Origin of the sequence: Maledivibacter halophilus, from assembly GCF_900167445.1 — a bacterium.
In the GTDB taxonomy this organism is placed as follows: Bacteria; Bacillota; Clostridia; order Peptostreptococcales; family Caminicellaceae; genus Maledivibacter; species Maledivibacter halophilus.
Map to the genome: position 1 here is coordinate 790,687 of NZ_FUZT01000001.1, position 25,031 is coordinate 815,717.

At 31.5% G+C, this 25,031-nt stretch carries 21 protein-coding genes; 13 read left to right on the plus strand and 8 right to left on the minus strand.

The genetic code is table 11. From position 1 onward, the window contains the following. Positions 1-26 precede the first annotated feature (26 nt). From B5X81_RS03545 to B5X81_RS03580, 8 genes are all read left to right on the plus strand, one after another. Positions 27-1,289, plus strand: coding sequence for a YlbE family protein (locus B5X81_RS03545; protein WP_079489399.1), 1,263 nt, complete (start codon positions 27-29; stop codon positions 1,287-1,289). Positions 1,290-1,330: 41 nt separating this feature from the next. Continuing rightward, positions 1,331-2,125, plus strand: coding sequence for a cyclase family protein (locus tag B5X81_RS03550; protein ID WP_079489401.1), 795 nt, complete (start codon positions 1,331-1,333; stop codon positions 2,123-2,125). A gap of 185 nt (positions 2,126-2,310) precedes the next feature. Further along, the gene (locus B5X81_RS03555) at positions 2,311-3,498 is read left to right on the plus strand and encodes a CaiB/BaiF CoA transferase family protein (protein WP_079489402.1); all 1,188 of its coding nucleotides are present in this window, start codon (positions 2,311-2,313) and stop codon (positions 3,496-3,498) included. Positions 3,499-3,944: 446 nt separating this feature from the next. Further along, entirely contained in the window at positions 3,945-5,204 is a 1,260-nt protein-coding gene (codB, locus tag B5X81_RS03560) for a cytosine permease (RefSeq protein WP_079489404.1), read from the plus strand. A gap of 46 nt (positions 5,205-5,250) precedes the next feature. Continuing rightward, entirely contained in the window at positions 5,251-6,531 is a 1,281-nt protein-coding gene (gene codA / locus B5X81_RS03565; protein WP_330397326.1) for a cytosine deaminase, read from the plus strand. A 205-nt stretch (positions 6,532-6,736) separates the two neighbouring features. Continuing rightward, positions 6,737-7,765 carry a LacI family DNA-binding transcriptional regulator gene (locus B5X81_RS03570; protein ID WP_079489405.1) on the plus strand — a complete coding sequence of 343 codons (1,029 nt, stop codon included), beginning with the start codon at positions 6,737-6,739 and terminating at the stop codon, positions 7,763-7,765. A gap of 15 nt (positions 7,766-7,780) precedes the next feature. Further along, complete coding sequence (locus B5X81_RS03575) at positions 7,781-8,905, plus strand: tRNA-dihydrouridine synthase (RefSeq protein ID WP_079489407.1); 1,125 nt, start codon at positions 7,781-7,783, stop codon at positions 8,903-8,905. A 91-nt stretch (positions 8,906-8,996) separates the two neighbouring features. Then, positions 8,997-10,085, plus strand: coding sequence for a GerAB/ArcD/ProY family transporter (locus tag B5X81_RS03580; protein ID WP_170917260.1), 1,089 nt, complete (start codon positions 8,997-8,999; stop codon positions 10,083-10,085). 99 nt (positions 10,086-10,184) lie between these two features. Here B5X81_RS03580 and B5X81_RS03585 read toward each other — a convergent pair whose 3' ends face one another. The 4 genes from B5X81_RS03585 to B5X81_RS03600 all read right to left on the minus strand — a co-directional run bounded on the left by B5X81_RS03585 (position 10,185) and on the right by B5X81_RS03600 (position 14,124). Further along, a complete protein-coding gene (locus tag B5X81_RS03585; RefSeq protein ID WP_079489410.1) occupies positions 10,185-10,838 on the minus strand; it encodes a CoA transferase subunit B in 654 nt (217 codons plus the stop codon). Beyond that, complete coding sequence (gene atoD, locus B5X81_RS03590) at positions 10,838-11,500, minus strand: acetate CoA-transferase subunit alpha (protein WP_456298915.1); 663 nt, start codon at positions 11,498-11,500, stop codon at positions 10,838-10,840. Before atoD ends, B5X81_RS03585 begins: the two co-directional genes overlap by 1 nt. Before the next feature lie 3 nt (positions 11,501-11,503). After that, entirely contained in the window at positions 11,504-12,685 is a 1,182-nt protein-coding gene (locus B5X81_RS03595; protein ID WP_079489413.1) for an acetyl-CoA C-acetyltransferase, read from the minus strand. Between the two features lie 95 nt (positions 12,686-12,780). Further along, the gene (locus B5X81_RS03600; RefSeq protein WP_139380234.1) at positions 12,781-14,124 is read right to left on the minus strand and encodes a short-chain fatty acid transporter; all 1,344 of its coding nucleotides are present in this window, start codon (positions 14,122-14,124) and stop codon (positions 12,781-12,783) included. A gap of 301 nt (positions 14,125-14,425) precedes the next feature. On the opposite strand from B5X81_RS03600, the gene B5X81_RS03605 reads away from it, so the two are divergent. Then, positions 14,426-16,135, plus strand: a complete 1,710-nt coding sequence (locus B5X81_RS03605) for a sigma-54 interaction domain-containing protein (protein ID WP_170917261.1) — start codon at positions 14,426-14,428, stop codon at positions 16,133-16,135. Positions 16,136-16,201: 66 nt separating this feature from the next. Here the strand turns inward: B5X81_RS03605 and B5X81_RS03610 are convergent, their stop codons facing one another. Together B5X81_RS03610 and B5X81_RS03615 are read right to left on the minus strand one after the other, a co-directional pair. After that, the gene (locus tag B5X81_RS03610) at positions 16,202-16,462 is read right to left on the minus strand and encodes a hypothetical protein (protein WP_079489417.1); all 261 of its coding nucleotides are present in this window, start codon (positions 16,460-16,462) and stop codon (positions 16,202-16,204) included. A gap of 8 nt (positions 16,463-16,470) precedes the next feature. Next, entirely contained in the window at positions 16,471-18,090 is a 1,620-nt protein-coding gene (locus B5X81_RS03615) for a recombinase family protein (protein WP_079489419.1), read from the minus strand. Between the two features lie 360 nt (positions 18,091-18,450). On the opposite strand from B5X81_RS03615, the gene B5X81_RS03620 reads away from it, so the two are divergent. From B5X81_RS03620 to B5X81_RS03630, 3 genes are all read left to right on the plus strand, one after another. Then, positions 18,451-18,981 (plus strand): 2'-5' RNA ligase family protein, encoded by a 531-nt coding sequence (locus tag B5X81_RS03620; RefSeq protein ID WP_079489420.1) that lies wholly within the window; start codon positions 18,451-18,453, stop codon positions 18,979-18,981. Positions 18,982-19,072: 91 nt separating this feature from the next. Then, on the plus strand, positions 19,073-19,624 hold the full coding sequence (locus tag B5X81_RS03625; protein ID WP_079489422.1) for a GNAT family N-acetyltransferase: 552 nt from the start codon (positions 19,073-19,075) through the stop codon (positions 19,622-19,624). 208 nt (positions 19,625-19,832) lie between these two features. Next, complete coding sequence (locus B5X81_RS03630; protein WP_170917262.1) at positions 19,833-21,125, plus strand: DUF5050 domain-containing protein; 1,293 nt, start codon at positions 19,833-19,835, stop codon at positions 21,123-21,125. 79 nt (positions 21,126-21,204) lie between these two features. On the opposite strand, the gene B5X81_RS03635 is transcribed toward B5X81_RS03630, so the two are convergent. Together B5X81_RS03635 and B5X81_RS03640 are read right to left on the minus strand one after the other, a co-directional pair. Beyond that, positions 21,205-22,335, minus strand: a complete 1,131-nt coding sequence (locus tag B5X81_RS03635; RefSeq protein ID WP_079489425.1) for an S-layer homology domain-containing protein — start codon at positions 22,333-22,335, stop codon at positions 21,205-21,207. 18 nt (positions 22,336-22,353) lie between these two features. After that, positions 22,354-23,607 (minus strand): hypothetical protein, encoded by a 1,254-nt coding sequence (locus tag B5X81_RS03640; protein WP_079489427.1) that lies wholly within the window; start codon positions 23,605-23,607, stop codon positions 22,354-22,356. A 479-nt stretch (positions 23,608-24,086) separates the two neighbouring features. On the opposite strand from B5X81_RS03640, the gene B5X81_RS03645 reads away from it, so the two are divergent. Then, positions 24,087-24,920, plus strand: a complete 834-nt coding sequence (locus tag B5X81_RS03645; protein ID WP_079489428.1) for a MerR family transcriptional regulator — start codon at positions 24,087-24,089, stop codon at positions 24,918-24,920. Positions 24,921-25,031: the final 111 nt, after the last annotated feature.

Consider the following 25,031-nt stretch of genomic DNA (forward strand, 5'->3'; position numbering starts at 1 on the left):
AGACAAAAATAAAGGAGTTGAAATTAATGGTTCAAGAAAGAATTAATAAGGCTAATAAAGAAGCATTAAATAGAATTCTTTCTGCACAACCTACTCTTGTGGGAATAGGTAAAGCACAAGAAGTTATACCGGGAATGAGCAAAAATACAATTTTGCATGCTGGTCCCCCAATAAATTGGGATGATATGAGTGGTCCCCTAAAAGGAGCTGTAATAGGAGGCTTGATCTATGAAGATTTAGCGTCAAATGAAGAAGATGCAATAGCATTAGCAGAGTCAGGGGAAATTACCTTTGATCCCTGTCATCATAATAATACAGTTGGACCTATGGCTGGAGTTGTTACAGCTTCAATGCCAGTATGGATAGTTAAAAATAAAACCTTTGGTAACTATGGATATTGTACATTGAATGAAGGCTTGGGAAAGGTTTTAAGATATGGTGCATATAGTCTGGAAGTTATAGATAGACTCAAGTGGATGGAAAAGACTTTAGCACCTGTTTTAAAAGCTGCTCTTGAGCTTTCAGGAGAAATAGATTTAAAAACAATGATTGCACAAGTAGTTCAAATGGGTGACGAAGGTCATAATAGAAACAAAGCAGGTACCTCTTTATTAATTAGGGAGCTTGCACCTCATATAGTTAAGACAGATTTTTCTGATGATGATAAAGCAAATGTATTAAAATTTATGCATGGAAATGATCATTTTTTCTTAAATTTAACAATGCCAGCATGTAAATGCACTTTGGATCCTGCTGCTAATATAAAATACAGTACTATAGTTTATTGTATGGCCAGAAATGGTACAGAGTTTGGCATAAGAGTCTCAGGTTTAGGGGATAAATGGTTTACAGCTCCAGCTGAAATTATTGATGGATTATTTTTCCCGGGATATACAAGTGCAGATGCCAATCCTGATATAGGAGATAGTGTAATTACGGAAACAACTGGTATTGGTGGCTTTGCAATGGCAGGAGCTCCAGCTATAGTTCAATTTGTGGGAGGAACTCCACAGGATGCTATTAATTATTCAACTAAGATGTTTGAGATAACCGAGACAGAAAATAATACATATAAAATACCAGCCTTAAATTTCAGGGGAACAGCTACTGGAATAGATATAAGAAAAGTTGTAGAAACGGGAATATTGCCAATCATAAATACAGGTATTGCTCATAAGGATCCAGGTGTTGGTCAAGTAGGAGCAGGTTTAGTTAGACCGCCTATGAAATGCTTTGAAGATGCTTTGGAGGCATATGTGATCAGCTTAGAAGAAGAAGGTTTAGTTTAAAAATAAATTTAAATATCTATAATTAAAAGGAGGACAATAGTATGAATTTTTGGAAAAATGTAAAAATGTATGATTTAACTCAAAATTTGAGTCATTTGACACCGCCTTGGCCAACTTATGAACCTTTACAAATCAAATTTTTTAAAAGATTATCACCAAATGGAGCTAATGGGCAATTAATTACCACCTCAAACCATGTGGGGACTCATTTAGATGGTCCATTGCATTTTGATACTGCCGGAAGAGATATGGCTTCATTGGAACTTGAAAAATTGGTGGGACCTGGAGTAGTGGTTGACCTTTCTGATATGGCTGAAGACTATGGTATATACACTCCACAGGATATTATGGATAGAGTAGAGGTTAAAAAAGGTGATATTCTTATTATAAACACAGGATATCACAAATATGGATGGGATCAGCCGGAAGCAGATGAAAGAAGATATATGCTTAGACATCCTGGACCATCAATGGATTTTGTAAAATGGGTTCAAGATATGGAGATAAAGTGGATTGGTGTTGACTGTGGCTCGGCAGATCACCCTATGAATACTAAAATTCGTGATTGGGAACCAAGGGAAGCTGAGGCTGCTGATAAGTATTTAAGAGAAAAGTACGGAAAAGGCTTAGATGATATCTATTCATGGCCAGATACTTATCAAGCAATGCATGTTCAAGTATTTCCAAAACCATATGAAATAATCCATGCTGAAAACCTAGGTGGAGAGATAGATAAAGTATTAAATAAGCGTTTAATCATCGGATGTTTTCCATGGAAATTCCAAGGGGGAGAATCGAGTATTTGCCGTATAGTTGCCTTTGAAGAAGTAAAATAAAAATATAATTAATTAAGTTTAGCCTTAGACATACTTTTCAAGAAGCTTATACCCGCCTAAAAGGCGGGTATAATTATAAAAATTATGCTTTGCTATAAGTTTATAGATGAGGAATGAGGAACTTAAATAATACATGTGAAGAAATTTAATTATGCAAGTTTCTCAAATAATTAAGGGGGATATTTATGGCTTTATCATTAGAAGGAATAAAGGTTCTTGACCTTACAAGAGTACTTGCCGGCCCGTATTCAACGATGATTTTAGCTGATTTGGGTGCACAGGTTATTAAGATTGAAAAACCTGAAACTGGCGATGATTCCAGACAGTTTGGGCCATATATTGAAGATGAAAGTGCTTATTTTATGAGTATTAATAGAAATAAAAAAAGTGTGACTTTAAATTTAAAAAAGAAAAAGGGTAAGGAAATACTATTAGGATTGGTGAAGGAAGTAGATGTAGTAGTTGAAAATTTCAGACCAGGTACAATGGAAAAATTAGGTCTAGGATATGATGTGCTAAAGGAAGTAAATCCAAAAATAATTTATGCAGCAGCATCAGGGTTCGGGCATACAGGACCCTATAGTAAAAGACCTGCTTATGATGCCGTAGTTCAGGCTATGGGCGGTATCATGAGTATAACAGGGCAGAAGGGTGGAAAAGCAACTAGAGTTGGATCTTCTATTGGAGATATAACTGCAGGGCTGTTTTGTACAATAGGAATATTAGCTGCACTTATAAATAGAAATTCCATAGGAAAAGGACAGAAGGTTGATGTTGCTATGCTTGACTGTCAAGTGGCTATTTTAGAGAATGCAATAGCTAGATATATTGTTAGCGGTATAGTACCACAGCCAGCTGGAAATAGACATTCATCAATTGTTCCCTTTGAACCCTTTGATACCAAAGATGGAGAAATTATGGTGGCTGCTGGTAATGATGTACTATGGGTTAAGCTTTGTAAGGCTTTGGGTATAGAAAAATTAGCCTATGATGAAAGATTTTTAACAAATCCTTTAAGAAATAAAAATTATAATGAATTAAGGCCGATTGTGGCAAAACATTTTATGGAAAAAACAACCAAGGAGTGGCAGGATATTTTAGATGATATTGGTGTTCCAAATGGACCTATTAATACAATTGATAAAGTATTAAAAAATCCTCAAATTCTTGCAAGGGAAATGATAGTTGAAGTAGAGCATCCAAGGGCAGGTAAAATGAAAATGCCTGGTATTCCAATTAAATTAAGTGAAACACCTGGAACTATAAGAACAGCAGCTCCTATACTAGGCCAGCATACCCAAGAGATTCTAAAAGAGATGTTAAACATGAATAATGAAGAAATTGAAAAATTTAAGAAATTAAATATATTTTAGAAATCCCTTTAAAAAACTCCAATTTAATATAAGCTCTATGATTTAATATCATAGGGTTTATATAGTAAAATAGATTGCAGGCTATTTTAAAAAAAATAAAAAATTAAAAGAAATTAAAAAGCACTAAGGATTTTTTTCAACTCTATAGAATATATATAATATAAAATGTAAACGATTACACAATATTGCATTTATAATATCTAATATTGAAAAAATATATATTAACCAGTTGTGTTAGTAAATTAAATTTAGGAATTTTAATATTTAGGTTAAGTGATTTTTATAAACTTGTTTTTTCTTAAAAGCTATATAAATAAACAGGTTTATTAGATGAACGAAAAGGAAATATTAAAAAGTCCTAATATAAAAACTGGCACAACGAGTTGTATTACCATTTTTAATTTTATTGTAATCGATTACAAATATAGAAAGAAAGGAGCAATTTTATGTCAGAAAAATTAGTTTCCAATCAACATGATGATTTTGCTTTAGAGCCTGTTCCAGAAAGTGAAAGACGAGGACTTATTTCTATGTCTGTAGTTATGCTGGGATTCACCTTTTTTGCTGCAAGTATGTGGACGGGAGGAACACTAGGCCAAGGATTTAAGCTATGGCCCGACCTGATTTTAGTAATATTATTTGGAAATCTGATATTGGGAGTTTATGGAGCTTTTTTGGGTTATGCAGCCTCTACTACTAATTTATCTACCCATATATTAGCTAGATATGCTTTTGGAATCAATGGTTCTAAATTACCATCCTTTATGCTTGCTTTTACCCAAATTGGATGGTTTGGAGTTGGAGTTGCCATGTTTGCATATCCAATAAACAAGTTTACAGGTTTTCCAGTGATACCATTAATATTAATTGGTGGGGCGTTTATGACAGCAACTGTTGTTATAGGAATGAAGGCAATAGAAAAAATAAGTTTAATTGCAGTACCTGCTATTATATTATTAGGATTTATGTCAGTGGGTAAGGCAATAGCTGATAGTGGTGGGTTACAGCCATTAATAGAGGTTAAGCCTGAGAATACTCTTACAGTTGCAGTAGGTGTTGCTTTGGCAGTAGGATCATTTATTAGTGGAGGAACTTTAACTCCTGATTTTGTAAGATTTGCAAAAACTAAGAAAATAGGAGTAACTTCGACTATTATAGGCTTTACCTTTGGAAATAGCTTGATGTTTCTTTTTGGAGCAATTGGTGCCATTGCCACCGGTTATTCTGATATATCAGAGGTTTTAGCTATTCAAGGACTTCTTGGTGGAGGTATCGCACTATTGGCTTTAAACATCTGGACTACAAATGACAATGCTTTGTATGCCTCGGGACTTGGATTGGCAAATATTACAGGCCTTAAGAGAAAGCATTTAACAATATTTGCTGGGACGATTGGAACTATATTTGCAGCATATTTATATAACAATTTTACTGGATGGTTAACCTTTTTAAGTGTTTCTTTACCGCCAATAGGTGGAATTATAATTGGAGACTTTTTTATAAAAAACAAAGGGGATTATCCACCACCAAAGGAATATAAGTTTAAAAAGATAAATTGGGCTGCTATAGTGGCATGGATTATAGCCATATGGGTTTCCAAACTTTCACCTGAGACTGGTATATTAAGTATTGTACCATTGAATGCCATAATTACTGCAGCAATAGTTCATGTAATAGCTGATAAATTTATAAATAAAGAAAAATAAAATAGTGCAGAAAAATCTCAACATAATTAAAGGGAGGTAATGGAAAATGTTTGATATGATTATAAAAAATGCTAAACTTAGAAATGCTAAAGATTTAGTTAATATCGCTATAAAAAATGGTTTGGTTAAAGCAATTGAAAGAAATATTGAAGGTAAAGCTATAAAAGAAATAGATGCTATGGGTAATTTGGTTACGCCGCCTTTTTGTGATCCTCATCTTCATTTAGATGCAGCACTCAGTGTAGGGGATCCTAGATACAATATGAGTGGAACCCTCCTTGAGGGAATTCAGATATGGGGAGAAAGAAAGCCCAATTTGACAAAGGAAATTATTAAGAAAAATGCCATTGAGGCCATTAAATGGGAAGTGGCAAATGGAACACTAAAGATAAGGACCCATGCTGATGTTTGTGATCCAAGACTATTATGTGTAGAAGCGCTTTTAGAAGTAAAGGAAGAAATGAAGGATCTAGTAGATATTCAAATAGTTGCATTTCCTCAAGATGGTATTTATGCGTACAAAAATGGAGATAAGCTATTGGAGGAAGCTTTGAAAATGGGAGCAGACGTTGTAGGAGGAATTCCACATAATGAATTAACAAGGGAAGATGGAGTAAAGGATATTGAATATGTATTTGAATTAGCTAATAAATATAATAGATTAATAGATGTCCACTGTGATGAAACAGGTGATGATCAATCAAGATTTGTTGAAGTTATGGCTAAACTTACGATTGATAATGATATGGAGGGATTAGTTACTGCTAGTCATACAACGGCAATGCACAATTATAATAATGACTATGCTTTTAAATTAATAGGTATATTGAAAAGAGCTCAAATGAATATAATAACAAATCCATTTGATAACTCTGTATTGCAAAATAGAACAGATGGATATCCTAGAAGAAGAGGACATACAAGGGTTGATGAGATGTTAAATCGTGGAATAAATGTTTGCATAGGACATGATTCTATAATGGATCCGTGGTATCCATTGGGTAAGGGAAGCATGCTCCAAGGGGCAAATCTTCTTATGCATTATGCTCATCTTAGTGGATATGATCAGATATATGAATTGTATGATATGATAACAAATTATTCAGCAAAAACCCTTGGAATTAGTAATGAGTATGGTATTGAAGTAGGAAAGCCTGCTGATATGATAATTTTAAATGCCAAGGATGAAATGGATGCTATAAGATTAATGTCAGAGTGTTTATATGTCCTAAGAAAGGGAAAGGTAGTTTCTCAGACAAAACCATCAATAAGCGAAGTTATTTTTAATGGGAAAAGGGAGAATATAGATTTTATAGTTGAAAGATAATGCTAGAAAATAATAGCCTACTGAATATAGATGTATGCTTGTAAAGTTAAATTTAAGGGAGTATTTACTGAGAATCCTTTATTAAGTTTTATTGGCGTACATCTATAAGATTCTATTAGACTACTATTTTTTGTAAATCTATTAAAATAATTATTGTAATGATATAATTATTTTAATGAAAGGGGTTACATTGTGAGGTGAAGACATGGCAAATATCCGTGAAGTAGCAAAGATGGCAGGAGTATCTGTGGCAACTGTTTCCAGGGTTTTAAATCATCCAGAAGCTGTTTCAGATAAAACAAGAAAAAAAGTATTGGATACAATAGAAGAAATGAAATATACTCCCAATGGAATTGCACGCAGCTTAGCATTAAATAAAACTAGCACAATTGCACTACTCATACCAAACATACTTAACCCTATTTATTCACGACTTGCTATGGGAATAGAAGAAGTTGCCCATCAAAAGGGATATAATACATTTTTATGTAATACAGAAGAGGATAAGGAAAAGGAAAGAGAATATATAGAGATATTGTTAGAGAAAAGAGTAGATGGATTTATATTGATTTCTAGTTTGTTAGATAAAGGCGATATAGATAATTTTAGAAAAGAAAATATACCTTTTGTTATAATTGGGAGTGATTTAAAAGACTTAGATGCCAATATAGTTTATACTGACTATCTTAAGGGTGCTTATATGGCCACTCAGCATCTTATAGAAATTGGATATAAAAGGATTGCCCATATTTCAGGCCCTTTTAAAAAGAGAGATAGTATTCAAAAGATAGAAGGATTTAAAAAGGCCATGATAGAAAATAATTTAAGTATTTTTGAAGGTTATGTAATTGAAGGTAATAACGAAATAGAAGGTGGATATCTAGGAGCCAAAAGATTAATTAAAATGAAATATTTACCAGAAGCTCTATTTGTTGCAAATGATTTAATGGCTATAGGGGCTATGGATGCAATAAAGGATACAGGTTTAAGTATTCCAAAGAATATTGCAGTGGTAGGGTTTGATGACATACGTATGGCTTCATTGGTTGAGCCTAAACTGACTACTATATCTCAGCCAGTTTATAAAATGGGTTTAATAGGAGCTAGGTTATTAATAGAAAATATCGAAGATTCAAAAGAAGATGATTTTAAGCAGAAAATATTCTTGCAGCCCAAACTAAAGGTTAGAAAATCTTGTGGGCACTCCCATAGAATAAGAGAGATATTTAATTAATTGGAGGAGGAGAACATGGATTTAAAGGTATCATTTATGGGTTTAAAACTAAAGAATCCTATAATTGTTGCAGCAGGGCCTTTAACTGCCAGTGGGAAAATGATTAAAAAGGCAATAGATGCAGGGGCAGGAGCTGTAGTTACAAAGACAATTGTAAATGAAGTAAGATCTAATGTTCGACCTAGATTAGTAGCTAATAAATACGGGATGCAGAATATTGAACTTTATAGTGAATACAGTTTGGAAGAATGGGAAAATGAAATATCTTATGCAAAAGAAAATGATGGAATAGTTATAGCAAATATATTAGCTCATACTCCCTCGGAAATGGCTTATATAGCAAGTAGGGTGGAAAAATTTGGAGCTGATGCTATAGAACTAGGGATTTCTTCGCCTAATGGAGAGGGAATAGAAGTTCTTGGTTCTAATCCAAATAAATTATATGATTTTACTAAAAGTGTGGTGGCAAGGGTTAATATACCTGTTATGGTAAAGCTATCTAGTAACGTTACTAATTTAGCTCGATTAGCTAAGGCAGCAGAAAAAGCAGGGGCATCTGCTATTAGTGGTATAGATACAGTAAGGGGGATACTTGGAGTAGATATTGAAAAGAAAGAAGCATTACTTCCTACATATGGAGGGTATTCAGGTGCTGGAATAAGGCCTATTGGGTTAGCTGCAGTTTCTACAATATCTCAGGCTGTAAATATTTCAGTTTCTGGTATAGGTGGAATTATAAATTATAAGCATGTATTGGAATATATAATGCTTGGAGCAACTACCGTTCAAATGTGTACAGGTTTAATATTAAATGGTGTTGAGAATATAAAAAATGTTTTGAGCGAATTAGAATCCTGGATGAATAGAAGGGAATACAATAGTATTGATGATATAAAAGGCGCAGCCTTAAGATCTTTAAAGTCTTATGAAGAGATAAAGCTTGAACCCTATGGCTTAAAATCAAGGGTATTCAAATGCCATGTTAACTGTGATAAATGCGTAAAGGCATGTGCATATGAAGCCATTACAAAGCAGAATGATAGAGTTTATGTTGAGAGTAAAAATTGTACAGGATGTGGACTATGTGTTAGTTTGTGTGATAGTAGAAAGTTCAATTTAGAATGGATAAATTGCTTATAAATTATATCTTTGGAAATTTTTAATCCTAACCTTGTAATATTTAAGTAAATAAATCAAATACTAATTTAAAATAGTTATGAGGGAGAAAAATATGAATAAGGAAGGTATTTCAGATAAACAAGGTATAGCAATCATAAGTTTATTTATAATAGGGAGTTCAATAATACTAGCAACAGCAGGAGAAGCAAAGAAAGATTTATGGATTGCAATTATTTTATCGATTATAGCTGCAATACCTATGATATTAATATATTCTAGGCTTTTGTTGATTTTTCCTGGACATGATTTGTATGGTGTTCTTCAGATTGTATTCGGAGAATTTATTGGCAAAGGAATATCTGTTCTTTTCATAGGATTCTCCTTCATTTTAGGAGGGTTAGTGTTAAGAGTTTTTGGTGATTTTGTTAATGTGGCTTCTTTGACAGAGACACCAATAATCATACCAATGCTGATGATTGGCACTTTATGTATTTGGTCGGTAAAGGAAGGTATCGAAACCATAGGTAGATGGGGTAAATTTTTTTTAATAGGGACTGCTATATTAATATTTATAGTTTCTCTATTGTTAATTAGTAAAATGAATATAAATAATCTAAGACCTGTATTAGAAGAAGGCATAAAGCCAGTTTTTAAAGGAGCTTTTCAGGCATTTACCTTTCCTTTTACCCAACTTATTGTATTTTCAACTATTTTTACTTCCCGTAAAAAGAAATCTGTTTATAAGGTTTATATAATGGGTTTATTGATAGGAGGATTAGTGCTATATGTGTCTTCTATTACTGATATTTTAGTATTAGGATCAAATACTGCTAGTAATGTGTATTTTCCAACATTTGAAACTGCAAGAAGATTAAGTCTAGGAAGAGTAGGGGAACGTTTGGAGATTGTAATTGCTATTACATTATTACTGGGAGGCTATATTAAAGTATGTATATGTTTATTGAGTACTTGTAATGGAATAGCTAAAATATTTAATTTTAATGATTACAGGTTTATAGTAACACCAATTGGATTATTAATAATTGATTTGTCCTATTTTATTCATAATAGTGTAATGGAAAAGGCAGAATTTGCTTCAGAAATATATCCTTATTATGCTATACCATTTCAAATCATTTTACCTGTTATTATTTGGATTGCTGCAGAAATAAAAAAGAAGAAAATAGAAATAGAAGCTTAGCTTTTCAAAAAAAATCCCTAATAAAGATAATTCCTATGAATATCTTTTTATTAGGGATTTTTTAATAATTTTTTAATATATAATTATTTATTTTAATTATTAAATATCCATTATCCTAATATTATCTGGAATGATTAACTCAGCCTCGGTTTTATCTATAACTTCTTCTACAGTTACATTTGGAGCAATTTCCTTTAAAAGGAGTCCTTTATCGGTTACAGTTATATATGCTAACTCAGTTACAATTACATCGACTACATTTGCACCTGTTAGAGGATAAATGCATTCCTTTAGTATTTTGGGTTCGCCTTTTTTTGTACAATGTTCGGTACCTACTATAACTTTTTTTGAACCGGTAACTAAATCCATTGCTCCTCCCATACCGGGTATGATTTTATTTGGAATCATCCAGTTAGCCAAATTTCCTTTACCATCAACTTGAAGAGCACCAAGAACAGTTATGTCAACATGACCTCCTCTTATTATTGAAAATGATGTGGAACTATCAAAATAGCAGCCCCCTTTTAGAATAGTTACTGGCTGACTACCAGCATTGGTTAAATCCTTATCTATTTTGCCTTCCTCTGGGGCAGGACCTAATCCTAAAAATCCATTTTCAGATTGAAAGGTAACTTTAATGTTTTCCGGAACATAATTGGCAACCATAGTAGGTAGTCCAATACCTAGGTTTACTATATCTCCATCCTTTAATTCTTTAGCAATCCTTCTTGCGATTAATTCTTTACTATTCATTATTTTACCCCCTCTACTATATAATCAACAACTTCACCTGGTGTCATTACTAAATGAGGGTCGATTTCCCCTATTTCTACTATTTTTTCTGCTTCTACAATTACTGTATCTGCACTCATTGCCATCAGTGGATTGAAATTTCTTGTTGTTTTATTATAAAAAATATTACCCTTTTTATCTACAATTGACCCTCCAATCAAAGCCATGTCAGCTTTTAGAGGTAATTCCAACAAATAGTCTTTTCCGTCAATGGTGATTTTTTCTTTTCCTTCCTCAACTACTGTTCCAATTCCAGTAGGGGTTAAGAAACCACCTAAACCAGATCCACCAGCTCTTATTTGCTCAGCTAGTGTACCTTGAGGAACTAGAACAACTTCTAATTCACCTCCAGACATTTGCCTTCCAGTTTCCTTATTGGTTCCTATATGAGATGTAATTACTTTTTTAACCTGTTTATTAACAATGAGCTTTCCTATACCAATTTCAGGAAAAGCAGTGTCATTTGCAATTATTGTTAAATCTTTAATTCCTTTTTTTACTATAGCATCGATTATCCCATGGGGGTTTCCCACTCCCAAGAAACCTCCTATCATAATAGTCATTCCGTCTTTAATCTTTTCTACTGATTTTTCATATGAAATAATTTTATTCAAAAGTAACACCTCCTATTTTTTTTCAACAAGTATGGAAGTTCCCATACCTCCACCAATACAGAGTGTGGCTAGCCCTTTTTCTGACTTGCGCTTATCCATTTCATACAAAAGTGTAACTAATATTCTTGCTCCAGAACAACCTATTGGATGGCCTAATGCAATAGCCCCACCATTTACGTTCACTTTTTCAAGGTTTAAACCTAAATCCCTTACTACAGCAATTGATTGAGCAGCAAAGGCTTCATTTGCTTCAATTAAATCCAAATCACCTACTGTCCATCCCACTTTCTCTAAAACCTTTTTAGTTGCCGGTACAGGTCCATACCCCATTATGCTGGGATCTACACCTGCTGAAGCATATCCTTTTATTTCAGCCAATGGTTTGATTCCTAACTCATTTGCCTTTTCTTTAGACATGATAACAAGCATTGCTGCTCCATCATTGATTCCAGAGGCATTGCCTGCTGTTACAGTACCATCTTTTTTAAATGCTGGCCTTAGCTTTGATACTTTTTCAATATTTGTACCATGCCTAGGATGTTCATCTGAATCTACAACAATGGGTTCTCCTTTTCTTTGAGGAACTTCCACTGGAACAATTTCATCCTTGAATTTACCAGAATTTTGTGCTTCTTCAGTTTTGTTTTGACTTGATACAGCAAATTCATCTTGTTCCTTTCTGGTAATATTCCATTTTTCAGCTATATTTTCAGCTGTAATTCCCATATGATAATTATTAAAAATATCTGTTAATCCATCATGCACCATATAATCAACAATTTTTCCATCACCCATTCTATAACCCCATCTGGCTTTAGGTAATAGATATGGCGCATCACTCATATTTTCAGTTCCACCACATAAAATAATGTCTGCATCTCCAAGTTTTATAAATTGTGCAGCCATACTTACTGCTCTTAAACCAGAGCCACAAACTTTGTTAACTGTTAATGAAGGAATTTCATTAGGGATTCCTGTATTGATACTTATTTGTCTTGCCACATTTTGACCTAATCCTGCACCTAGTACATTGCCAACAATTACTTCGTCTACCATATTACCTTTGATATTAGCCCTTTTTAAAGCTTCTTTCGCAGCTGTTACTCCTAAATCGACGGCAGATATTTTTGATAATTTGCCATTGAAAGTTCCAATTGGGGTTCTAACAGCTGATGCAATAACAACATCTCTCATTATATAAACCTCCATTTCAAGTTAATATTGGTAAAAAACATTTCAAGTGATGATTGCAAAAGATTATATATATTTTTAATTATGAATATAGTTTTTTATAAAACTAACATCATTACACAGATTATGACTCCACTATAAAGCAAATTAATAACACAGTATCCCATTATATCCCTTGCTCCTAATCCAGCTATACCTAAAGCAGGTAATGCCCAGAATGGCTGAATCATATTGGTCCAAGCATCTCCCCATGCAATTGCCAATGCTGTTTTAGCAGCGGGAACACCAATTTCCGCACCGGCAGGCATCATAATAGGAGCTTGTACGGCCCATTGTCCTCCACCAGAAGGAACAAAGAAATTAACTACACCAGCACTTAAGAATGTAAATAGTGGAAATGTAGTTTCATTTGAAATACTTACAAATGAATTTGATATAGCTCCTGCCAAGGAAAGCCCATCTATGTTTTTACCAATCATCATACCCATTATGCCGGCATAGAAGGGAAACTGAAGAACAATACCTGAGGCTCCCTTCACAGCTTCTTTTACTGCATTAATATAGTTCTTAGGAGTTTTATGTAGAGCAATACCTACAAATAGAAAAATGAAGTTAACTATATCTAGATTTAAGGAAAATCCTTTTAGAATGAAATAATAAATTATACAAATAAAACCCATGATACTTAATAATACACTTATTACAAAACTGTTTTCTATTTTGTCTGCTGGAGTTGAAAGTTCAATAGCTGTTGCTTCTTCTTCGGTTAATAAAGAAGGGTCTATAGTAATTGTTTCATCTTTTTTAGGATGCATTGCTTTATTAATAAAGGGCATGGTTAGAAGAATAATCAACAGAATGACTATATTCAATGGAGAAAAAATTGTATGTGAAGTGCCAATTGCTTCTGTTACAGCTTGGTTAGTTGCTTTAGCCAAATCTTCTCCACCAGTGGCCAGTTTTAAAGGAATTGATCCGGAAAGACCTGCATGCCAAACAAGGAAGCCAGAATATGCAGAGGCGATTAATAGCCTATAATCAACACCCTTTACTTTTTTTGCTACTTCCTTGGCAAGTAGTGCACCGATAACAAGACCGAAACCCCAGTTAATCCAACATGCAATAATTCCAATAAAGGATACAATTAGAATTGCTGATCCCGGCCCCTTTGGTATAGCGGCTATATTTTCCAGTCCTTTTTTAAATACTGGAGCTTTTGCCATAGCAAAGCCAGTAACTAAAATTAGAACCATTTGCATAGAAAAAGCTAATAATGTCCAAAATCCGTCATACCAATGGAGTATCATGTCAATAGGACCCTGACCCGTTACCAGAATACCTAGAATAAAAACTATAAATGTTAATATGACTGCAAATAGAAAAGGGTCAGGCAAAAATTTTTGTACAATGGAAACACATCCATTTGTGAATTTTTTAAACATAATAATAAGACCTCCATTTTTAAAATAATTTTGCAATCATCACATAAAGTTAAAAACAATTAATTAATACAGCAATATTCATACCAAAATTACTAAAATTGGGTATATAGAGATAAACTAGTATTTTAAAGGGATTTTAAATTGTATTTGATAAATTAATAAATAGTATTTATAATTTAAGTATGCATATATGCATATTCGTATTAAAGAAGTTTTGCAAATTTGCATATATATCTTGAATAAGATTCTAGAATATGAGAAAATAAGGTATCGACCTAAATTTTCCTATGGAGGAAATTATATGAACGATTTATTATTTTATCCTAATTTTGATAATGTTTATTTTGGGTTTGTAATAACAGATACTGAATACAAGATAATTGAATATAATGAAGGTTTTATGTATTTTATAAATGAACCCGATAATAATATAAGAAATAAAAAATTGACTTATTATTTTCCAGATATGGATAAAACTATTTTTAAACAATATAAAATATCAGCAGATTGCAATAAAGATTATTGTATAAAAGCAAATATAATAAATTTTGGAGGAAAAAAACATTATCTTTTCTTCTTTGCTGATTTTTCAATAAAATATAAATTAATAGACCAAATTAAATATCTAAATGAACAGGTATATTTACATAATGAGATGTTTAATAAATTAAAGGATGGAATCTATATAACCGATGAAAAGGGGAAAACTCTATATGTAAATGATTCTTTTGTAAATCTATCAGGTCTTCCTAGAGAATTATTAGTTGGGAGAACAGTTTATAAGTTAATAAAAGAAAAAATTTTACCCAATTCATGTTGTGCAAAAATTATTAATGATAAAGCAGAGGTTTCAACAATTAATAATTACTATGAAGGTCAAAAATGTCTTGTAAGCGGATCACCTATTTTTGATTCAAATAATAGATTTAAAAGAACCATTGCTGTTGTAAGAGATGTATCTGAGCTGGACTTGTTGATGAAGGAAATTGCAAAAGAGGAAACATTATCTTTAAGCTATGCGAAGAAAATTAATACAAATGATAAAATGAATTCTGATGAGCAATTTGTTTCAGAAAATAAACGTATGAAAGGCATATATAAAAGAGCAAAGAAATTGGCAAATTTTGATAGTACTGTTTTAATTTTAGGAGAAACTGGAGTAGGTAAGGATTTTCTAGCATCCTATATCCATAATAATAGTAGTAGGAGTCAGACCGGTAGTTTAATTAAAATAAATTGCGCTGCTATACCCGAGCATCTTTTAGAATCAGAGCTTTTTGGATATGAGGAAGGGGCCTTTACTGGAACACAAAAAGGTGGGAAAAGAGGGCTCTTTGAAGAGGCTAATGATGGAACCTTGTTTTTAGATGAGATAGGAGATATGCCATATACATTGCAGGTTAAGCTTTTAAATGTAATAAATGACAGAAAGTTTTATAGACTCGGATCAACAAAAGCCACTAAATTTAATGCAAGAATCATTTCTGCAACAAATGCTAATATTGAAAAATTAATTGAAGAAAAAAAGTTCAGAGCTGATTTATATTATAGATTAAATGTAATAAATATTAATATTCCACCCCTGAGGGAGCGTAAAGAAGACATATTGCTACTTGCAAGGAGTTTTTTAGAATACTATAATAATAAATTTGAAAAATCCAGCTTCTTTTCTTCTGATATTCTTGAAGTTTTTTTGTTTTACTCTTGGCCTGGTAATATTAGGGAAATGGAAAATTTGATTGAAAGACTTGTTTTGATTTCCGATAAGGCATGTATAGATGCAAGTACTTTTCAGGAACAGGTATCCAATAAACATAAAGCAGACTTGCTAAAGCATAAGGGAGCCACATCGATAAATAAAAAGTTAACTCTTAAAGAACAGATAAATATGTTTGAAAAATCAGTAATCCAAAAAACTTTATCTGAATCCAACACACTTAAAGAGGCCGCTGAGGAGTTAGGAATTCATATATCTACTTTAGTTAGAAAAAAACAAAGCTATGATATATAAAATTAAATAGAAATACCATAGAAAATCCTCCTTTTCATACTATGCAAAGGAGGATTTATTATTTACTTATTCATTCATAGCTTTTTTAGCAAACTCAGTATTTACTATTTTATCATAAGGGGCTCTATCATCAAGACCTATTGCGGCATCTATAATATCCATCATATGATTTAATCCTTCTTCAGTTAAAATTAAATCGGGTTTCCAAGTGTCTTGAGCCTTATATCTTTCTACTAAAGCAGTAAGCACCTCTAAATCAGCGTCTGGAAAATGTGGGTGTAAAGACTTAGCAATTTCTTCAGGATTATGATTTTCTACCCAATTCATACCTTTAGCTATGAATTGCTATTTGTAAAACATAATCCTTTTATATAGAGATGTAAATTTTCACCATCCCATACTATTTTATCAATCAGTCTGTGTATTATGCTTTGCTTTTCTTTAAAATCATATTTTTCTATATTTTGCATTTCATCCATCAAATCAAAAGTCATTTCTATGTTTAGATTTTTCAGTAAATCTGTTTCAGTGTTTTCTTCAATTTGTTTTAAGGAATTTTGAAGTTCTTTAATTAATGCATCTATACTGTTTATTTTTTTAATAATATATTTAGAAGCAGCATCGTTGGAAGTGTCAGCAATAGATTCAACTAACTTATTTATTAATTTATTTTTTCTTTCAATCTCATTTAAAATATATTTCTTTTTATCTTCTATGGTTTGCTGGTTTTTATTAAATGATTTAATTTCCTGGTCAAAGGATTTTTTCAATAATTTTTTATCCAAGGATATTTTTTTTAAGGTAGAGATCACTTCCCTATCAGTTTTTATCCCATTTAAATTTTTTATATTACACAAGCTGCCATTAGTTCTTTCTTTTCTTCTGCAAACATAGTAGAAGTATTTAATACTTCCATCATCATTTTTGATAATACTGGAAGATTTCATAGTTTTCCCACAGGAGCATTTTAAAAGTGGAGTAATTAGGCTTATATTGCTTGTGCCATTCTTTATAGCTTTCCCTTGATTTTCTTCTATTATATTCTGTACCTTGATCCACTGAGAGGCAGGTATAACTCCTTCATGTTTTCCCACACCTATAAACCAGTCTTCCTTATCCCTAATTATCCATTTCCTTTCATCTCTTTTGGCATAGCCCAGGAGTCCGTTTTTTCCATTAAATTCCTTTATATCGGCAGCAGTGGCTCTTCTATTTATAAAATATTCGTGGATTATAGGTTCTGCTGTGCAATAAACAGGATTTTTCAATATGTAACTTATTGTAGACTGATTGAAGGAGTTATTATTTCTTCTAATATTACTTTGTATTAAATAACTTTCAACCTTAGTAAAGCTACATAATTCAAGATATTTTTCATATATAAGCTCAACTATTTTAATTTCTTCAGGGATTTGAATAAGCTTAAACAACTTTCTTTTTTTACCTTCTTTGTCTAGGGTTTCTATCTGCTGACTTTTAAAACCATAGGGTTTTTTACCCCCTAACCAGCGACCAGTTAAGGCGAGTTTTTGCATATTATCTTTGATTCTTTCAGCAATAGTTTCTCTTTCAAGCTGAGCAAAAACCGAAGATATGTACATCATAGCTCTACCCATGGGAGTAGAAGTATCAAATTGTTCTTTAATAGAAACAAAGCTGATATCATATTTTTGGAGCATTTCAATAGTTTGAGAAAAATCCAGTACGTTTCTGCTTATACGATCAAGTCTATAGCATATAAGAACATCAAATTTTTTATTTTCAGCATCATTTATCATTCTTTGGTATTCAGGACGATTAGTATTTCCACCGGAAAAGCCTTCATCTTCATAGATAATAAAATTATCAATTTGAAAATGGTTTTTGGCATAGTCCTTACACATTTCTATCTGGTTATGGGTAGATTCACCTTTTCCTGTAAACTTGGATTTTCTAGAGTATATGGCTGCTTTCATATTATCACCCTTATTTATATATGCTATATTTTCATTATATTGTCCTAAATGGGAAAATAGAAGAAGTTAGATAGAAAATAAGCTTTATTATATCAAGGGCTATATATGACATTATTGAGTAAAATACTACCAAAATATGATATAATATGTAAAAGATATTTTGGATATAGACAAGTAGCAGCTACACAACTAATATGGCGAGCTTATTTATAGGAGATATAAATAAGAGTTTTAAATTTCAAATAGAATACTAAGTAGCTAAAACCTGATTAATTATGATAAGAACTAAGCGGTAGGCACTATACAACCTTTGATTTGTGAGGATGTTTAAATAAATCAAATTATGGGGGAATAAGATTTATGGCATTTTCTATAGAATTACATTTTGATGAGAAGAGTAATTTCATTATAAAAAATATGTGGAAGAAGTTACGCGAGAGAGGCATATCAGATTATATGGATCAATATGGTGGCTTTCCACATATTGCATTAGCAGTATTTAATAATATTGATATTTTAGAGATTGAAAGGATAATAGAAAAAATTATTAAAAACGAAAGTATGTTTATTATAAAAATGTCAAGTTTCGGGATTTTCCCATCAAATGAAAGTGTATTATTCTTATCTCCAACTGCTTCAAAAACATTAATTAATTTGCATGGAAAACTACATGAGTCCTTAAAGGATATTGATGAAAAGTGGCATTATTATTTACCTGACTTTTGGCTTCCTCATTGCACATTAGAGATGAATATTCCTAAATCCAAAATTCATTATGCATTAGATGTTATTATTGAAAAGTATGAGCCCTTTGATGTTAAGATTGAGAGTATAAAATTGGTTGAGTTTAATCCTGTTAAGTTAGTAAAATCATTTAAATTTAGGACATAGTTGTGGAGTAAGAAGATACTCCAACTAAAATATTATTTGACTAGGTCATATGAAATGATTTTACATACTGAAGCTGAAGGAGGGTAAAAATATGAATTATTTAATAAGGAAGGAAAAATCACAAGATTATCCTAAAGTCAGGGAAGTTATTAAATCAGCTTTTTCCAGAGAAGGAAAGGATTTAGTATTTAATGAATGGGTTTTGGTTGAAAAAATAAGAGAGAGTGAATATTATATAAATGATTTGTCTCTTGTGGCAGAAGCTGAGGGTGAAATTTTGGGACATATTATGTTTACACCTATGAAAATAGAAGGTGATTCAATTCCTTTTGATTCCCTTGCTTTGGCACCTGTGGCTGTCCATAAGGATTTTCAAAAACGGGGAATAGGAAAACATTTAGTCAGAGCAGGAATAGAAAATGCTAAAAATCTTGGGTTTAAGTCTATTATTGTTATGGGAGATCCAGAGTATTATACTAAATTTGGGTTTGAAAAAGCATCAAAGTGGAAGATAGGCACAACAAATGATTTTAATGATAATTGTCTTTTTGCATTAGAATTAGTTGAAAAAGGACTGGTAGGTGTATCGGGAATAATTGAATATTGTCCTCCGTTTTATAATGAAAAAGGAGAATTAATATAGATTATTAGTAATAATTTTATGGAAGTCAACATAATGTCATTTTTGAATTTAGGCTTGTCCAACATTAGCTGATGATAATAATGTATATCTTTACAAAAATACAATTTCACCAAAATTGAAATGTATTTCATTAAAAGATAGTAGTTCAAAGCTATATGACATTTTACCACTAACTGATTTTTTAGTTACTGATGATTAGATTTACTATGTGAATACCGATAACTATGGTCCTTTATGGAGCACGTTAACCGGTCCTATCTATAGAATTTCAAAAGATGGTACTGTTAATGAAAAAATTAGTGATGAGGATTTAATATTAGCAGTGGCTGATAAGGAATGGATTTATTATACCGATACTGAAATTGGGAATCTATATAAAATGTCCCATACTAATTTAAATAAGATAAAGTTATTAGATGAAATTTGTCTAAACTATACGCTTATAGACAATCAGTTATATTATCTTAATTTCAAAGACGAGTTTAAGCTGTATAGGCTTAACTTATATACTAAAGAAAATATTAAGGTGTTAGACGAAAAAGTTAGTTATTACATTAGTGAAGGCTATATTTATTATACGAATTCAAATGATGAGAAAATATATAGGGTTAATCTTGATGGAAAGAATAAGGAAAAGATAATTGATTATAAGCTGTATTCATTTATAGTAAAGGATAGTTGGATTTATGGAGTAGATTTGGATTATAAAAATGATATTAAACTATATAAAGTCAAGACAAATGGAACTGAAATTATAAAGATACCAGATAATGCATCTTTAAGTAATATCTTTATCTATAAAGATTATATCTTTTATATTAATGCAAAGGATAATAGAGCTTTATATAAAGTTAAAATGGATGGATCAGACAATGTAAAGGTAACAGATAATATTAATATTAAATCTATCAGATACAGTAATGATTTTGTTTACTTTATTGATGAATGCAGGGATAATTATTTATATAAAATGGATACAAACGACTCAAATATTTCATTAGTATCTAATGATAAGATGAAGTGTATTACTATTATTAAAGACTGGATTTTTTACACAAATCCTACTGAGAATAATACACTTTATAAAATTAAAAAAGATGGTACAAGGAAAACAAAGATCACAGATGACAATGTTTCTTTTGGATTTACCATAGATGGAGATTGGATATACTATTCTAATTATGATGAAAGAGGTAGAAAATATAGGATTAAAATCTATGGATCTAAAAGAGAAATTATTAAAAATGAACCTATATCTAACCTAGCTGTCAATAAGGGCTGGATCTACTTTGTAAAAGGTAATTCTGATATAGAAGGTACTATACATAAAATGAAAGTTAATGGGTCGAGTGAAGAGAAACTCAGTAATGATGTTGTTCCTACAATGGGAATGAAAGGGATACGGGTAATAGATGACTGGATATATTATATAAACAAAAGTGATAATAATAATCTTTATAGAATAAAAATAGATGGTTCTTCAAAGGAGTTAATTGAATAAGATATTAAATATCCCCAAAAACTATCTATATTAAAGAATAGGACAAAGAACTTTATTCCTTGTCCCTAGCAATAATCATTTATTCAAAATCAAGATAAAAACCAATATGTATGTAGGTAGTAGAATCATAGATTTCTATAACTCTTTTACAGTATTCAGAATATTTACTCTCGCCCTTTTCCTTTAAATCCTTCATACAATTTTCAACCTGGGATTCATCTATTTCTAAATCCAATAATATATTTTTTACTATATCATAATAAGTCTCTTCTCCAGAATCCTTAGAAATTCTTATACGACCAGCGTTTTTAAGCTTAATATCCTTTCCAGGCCATGTATACATCTTAGATACTGGTGCAGAGCCGGTTCTAAAATTGCTAAAGGATACAAAATCATACTTTTTATAATATTTCCACATAGTCTTAGAAGTTAGATCCCTATAATTTCGGAAATGTCTTTCAAATTCTTGTTGATCCAATAAATCAAAGGCTTCCTTGGATATAGTGCCATCTTCTAGGAGCTTTGTTATAAGTTTTTTGTCGGAGTTTTTAAATTTTTTGTTTAAGGCATCCTTGTTTATATTTATCATTTTTGCCCTCAAAAAAGACTCATCTTCATAGGGTGCTCGGGGAAGACCTAATTTGATGGCAATTTCTCCTATATTTTCCAAGTTGAAATCAATATTCTTTTTATACCCTAGACCTCTAAGTATCATGGACATATATTCGTCATAGCTCATAATTTTATTAGGGCTAAATAAATTATTTTCAGTACTATCAATTAAGCCCTTTGTATAAGCGTAGCCCACATATGCATTTAATTCTTTAGGGACATCTGTAAAGGGATGATTGTAGATAGAGGATTCAGAATCTTGTTTTAGACCAAAAAGCTTTGCTGCCATTTTAATTCCTTCCCTTCTGGTAGGGGTTTCACCAAGCCTATAACCATGATCTGCTACATTTAAAAGTCCTAGCATATTTAAATCATAGGAATAATAAACTGGACTATCACCATAGTCAACGGACAATATATCTACACACAATTCCTTTTTAAAAATTTCTAAATCCTTGTCAGAAATCAATTTTTTTTCATAGGCTGCATTTGCCTGGGTAATATAAAAATCCTTATTATAGATAGCATTAGACTGAATACTTGTACAGCCGAAAACAATACATAGGGTTAATATCGTACATAATATTTTATTTTTCATATAAATCTCCTTTATATTTTATTTTTCTCTAGGGACAGTAAAAGCACCTATCACAGTAAGATCACTTACTTCTACATCTGAATAAAAGGCCCTAACACCGAAATTTGACCATGCAGGCATATCTTTTATTTGAGCAACTGGGAAGTTAACTAGAACACGATTACCTTCAATAAATAGGTTTAGGTAAACATGATTTTTTATAGGTGATAATGTTGCTCCAATGTTCATTTCATCATTAAAAGTGTCTATATCCTCTGGTATATCTGCATATTTTAGTGTAATCGATTGACCGTCAATAAATCTTTCTAATTCAACATGTTTTGTGCTTGGATTGAAGCTGAGTCCAAATCCATTAAATCCTTTTTCTGAAAGGGGATCATTTTTTACGCCAAATACAATGCCTCCCTTGCTGGCTTCATTTTGCAAATTAGATATTTTTATTCTGAAAGTATAATGGGAGTCTGTAGGATTTGAAATCAAAGTACCATTTTTATCTGCAACTAAAGCCATAGGCTGTTCGTTCATTTCAATTCCGTTGAAAATTGTATTTGATGATAATTTAATCTTTTCCTTCATTTGTACATTTTTCTTTTTTTCTTTTCCATATAGCATAAAATGGGATGCTGAATTTGAATCACTTACATTTTTCCCATATTTTACAGTGGCAAAGGGAACAGAGTCAACAGTTTTCATATTTTCTATAGAGTCAATCAGTGAAATAAATTCAAAATCTTCATTATATAATACATAGTTATAGTCGATAGAATACGACCTTCTTTGAATAGCAATATTACCATCTGATGTAATATTTAATTTGTGGGGAATCTCACTGCTTCCATAATCTTTTCCTGGAGCAGTAAACATAAAAGTAGGTAAGATTAATTTTTTTGTATTGAGGTCATATCTAAAGTAATAGGGACCTCCATATTTTATAGGATCGGAATACCCACGTTTTGCATTAAAGTAGATTTTACTTTTATCTGGGGATGTTTCAACATCTTTTATTTCTGCAAATACAGCATTCGTTATTCGAGGAGTATCTTCGTCGCCGTAATATAAATCATTTTTGTCGATGATTACTTCCTTTTCCATAGTATCTTGATAGGTAATTACAATTTTACTATTATTATCTACTATATTAATAGTATAAGGACGAATGCTCATTTCCAAATTCACAGGGTTTTGCACATTGGCTGGAGCTTGATTTTCTGCATAAGCAGTGTTTCCAATTAATAAAAGTGCGATTAGTAAATATACAATTTTTCTTTTCATAATATCCTCCTCAATTATTTTTTTTACCAAACAAACAGAGAAAATTCCATAATTATTTTTGAAAAATCCAACTATTACATATTGGCTTAAAATCTTTAAAGCTATACTATCGAAATATATTTCATTCTAAATAATTAAATTAACGATAATATTTTTATATGCAATTTTGTCAAATCAGAATTATGCAATTTTATCAAGTTTATAAGAGTTGATTTGATATAAAAAATTATAGCATAATCAGTTATCTAAAAATCAAAATCTAACCATTTGGTTAGATTTTGATTTTTAGATAAAGGAACAAAAAACTGCACTCTTGTTCTAGTTCTATTATTAATGGTAAAATAAAAGAAGAAAATTTATATTTGAATAGTAGCATATCCAAACCTGTGTAAAATGTTACAAATTTAACATATTTTCTTTATCCTTATTGTTAGTATAATGTTTAAAAATATTAAACACCTGATATGGAGGCAATGGGAATGGAAAGATTATCAATTGGTCAAATGGCAGAGCTTAATCATATATCTAAGCAAACCCTGCGGTATTATGATAAAATAAAGCTCCTAGAGCCTTATTTTACTGATGAAGAAACAGGATATCGTTATTATGATATCAGACAAAGTGCACGGCTTGATATAATTCAATATATGAAATCTTTAGGGATGAAGTTAAAAGACATAAAGAAACAATTGGATCGTAATGACCCATCCCTTATAAAAAGTGTACTCCGTCAAAAAATGTATCAAATTGATGAGCAGATTTGTGAACTGGAATGTCAGAAAAGAGCTGTTAGGCGTACATTGATGTGTTATGAGCGATACGAGGCATCGCCACGGGATGGCACAATTGTCCTTGAATACATTGAAGATAGGAGTATGTACTGCATTGATGCTGGGATAAATTTTTATGGCCATGGAATTGAGGTTTATGAGAAGATGCTGAGAAAGTTGAAGGAAAGCTTGATTGATGACAAACTACCCCAAGTTTATTTTTGCAATGCAGGTACTATCTTGCGACAAAAAAACTTAGAGCAGCTTAATTTTTATTCAAGTGAAGTTTTTGTATTTGTAGATAAAGACTATGTTCCTGATGATTTGACTGTTTCTATACCTGCAAACACCTACCTTTGTATATATTGTGATAAATTTGAAAAGGAAAAGAAATATATATATCGTCTTTTAGATGCTATAAAGGAGAATAATTACACTATTGTAGGGGATTATATATGTGAAGTTTTAGTTGAATTGCCCTTTTTAGCAAAGAATGAGCGAGGTATGTTTTTACGATTACAAATACCAATAAGACTTTATTAAATTTATAACAATACAACTGTTGACATTATTCTAACTATAACCCTTATACTGTAATTAACGGCGGTAGTATTAGAAGCATTTAGCCGATAAATAATTATAATGGGGGGTTTT

Bases quoted from the DNA above. Each gene is read 5' to 3' on its own strand.
- B5X81_RS03545 (WP_079489399.1), top strand. From the start codon at position 27: ATGGTTCAAGAAAGAATTAATAAGGCTAATAAAGAAGCATTAAATAGA.
- B5X81_RS03550 (WP_079489401.1), top strand. From the start codon at position 1,331: ATGAATTTTTGGAAAAATGTAAAAATGTATGATTTAACTCAAAATTTG.
- B5X81_RS03555 (WP_079489402.1), top strand. From the start codon at position 2,311: ATGGCTTTATCATTAGAAGGAATAAAGGTTCTTGACCTTACAAGAGTA.
- codB (WP_079489404.1), top strand. From the start codon at position 3,945: ATGTCAGAAAAATTAGTTTCCAATCAACATGATGATTTTGCTTTAGAG.
- codA (WP_330397326.1), top strand. From the start codon at position 5,251: ATGTTTGATATGATTATAAAAAATGCTAAACTTAGAAATGCTAAAGAT.
- B5X81_RS03570 (WP_079489405.1), top strand. From the start codon at position 6,737: ATGGCAAATATCCGTGAAGTAGCAAAGATGGCAGGAGTATCTGTGGCA.
- B5X81_RS03575 (WP_079489407.1), top strand. From the start codon at position 7,781: ATGGATTTAAAGGTATCATTTATGGGTTTAAAACTAAAGAATCCTATA.
- B5X81_RS03580 (WP_170917260.1), top strand. From the start codon at position 8,997: ATGAATAAGGAAGGTATTTCAGATAAACAAGGTATAGCAATCATAAGT.
- B5X81_RS03585 (WP_079489410.1), bottom strand. From the start codon at position 10,838: ATGAATAGTAAAGAATTAATCGCAAGAAGGATTGCTAAAGAATTAAAG.
- B5X81_RS03595 (WP_079489413.1), bottom strand. From the start codon at position 12,685: ATGAGAGATGTTGTTATTGCATCAGCTGTTAGAACCCCAATTGGAACT.
- B5X81_RS03600 (WP_139380234.1), bottom strand. From the start codon at position 14,124: ATGTTTAAAAAATTCACAAATGGATGTGTTTCCATTGTACAAAAATTT.
- B5X81_RS03605 (WP_170917261.1), top strand. From the start codon at position 14,426: ATGAACGATTTATTATTTTATCCTAATTTTGATAATGTTTATTTTGGG.
- B5X81_RS03610 (WP_079489417.1), bottom strand. From the start codon at position 16,462: ATGAATTGGGTAGAAAATCATAATCCTGAAGAAATTGCTAAGTCTTTA.
- B5X81_RS03615 (WP_079489419.1), bottom strand. From the start codon at position 18,090: ATGAAAGCAGCCATATACTCTAGAAAATCCAAGTTTACAGGAAAAGGT.
- B5X81_RS03620 (WP_079489420.1), top strand. From the start codon at position 18,451: ATGGCATTTTCTATAGAATTACATTTTGATGAGAAGAGTAATTTCATT.
- B5X81_RS03625 (WP_079489422.1), top strand. From the start codon at position 19,073: ATGAATTATTTAATAAGGAAGGAAAAATCACAAGATTATCCTAAAGTC.
- B5X81_RS03635 (WP_079489425.1), bottom strand. From the start codon at position 22,335: ATGAAAAATAAAATATTATGTACGATATTAACCCTATGTATTGTTTTC.
- B5X81_RS03640 (WP_079489427.1), bottom strand. From the start codon at position 23,607: ATGAAAAGAAAAATTGTATATTTACTAATCGCACTTTTATTAATTGGA.
- B5X81_RS03645 (WP_079489428.1), top strand. From the start codon at position 24,087: ATGGAAAGATTATCAATTGGTCAAATGGCAGAGCTTAATCATATATCT.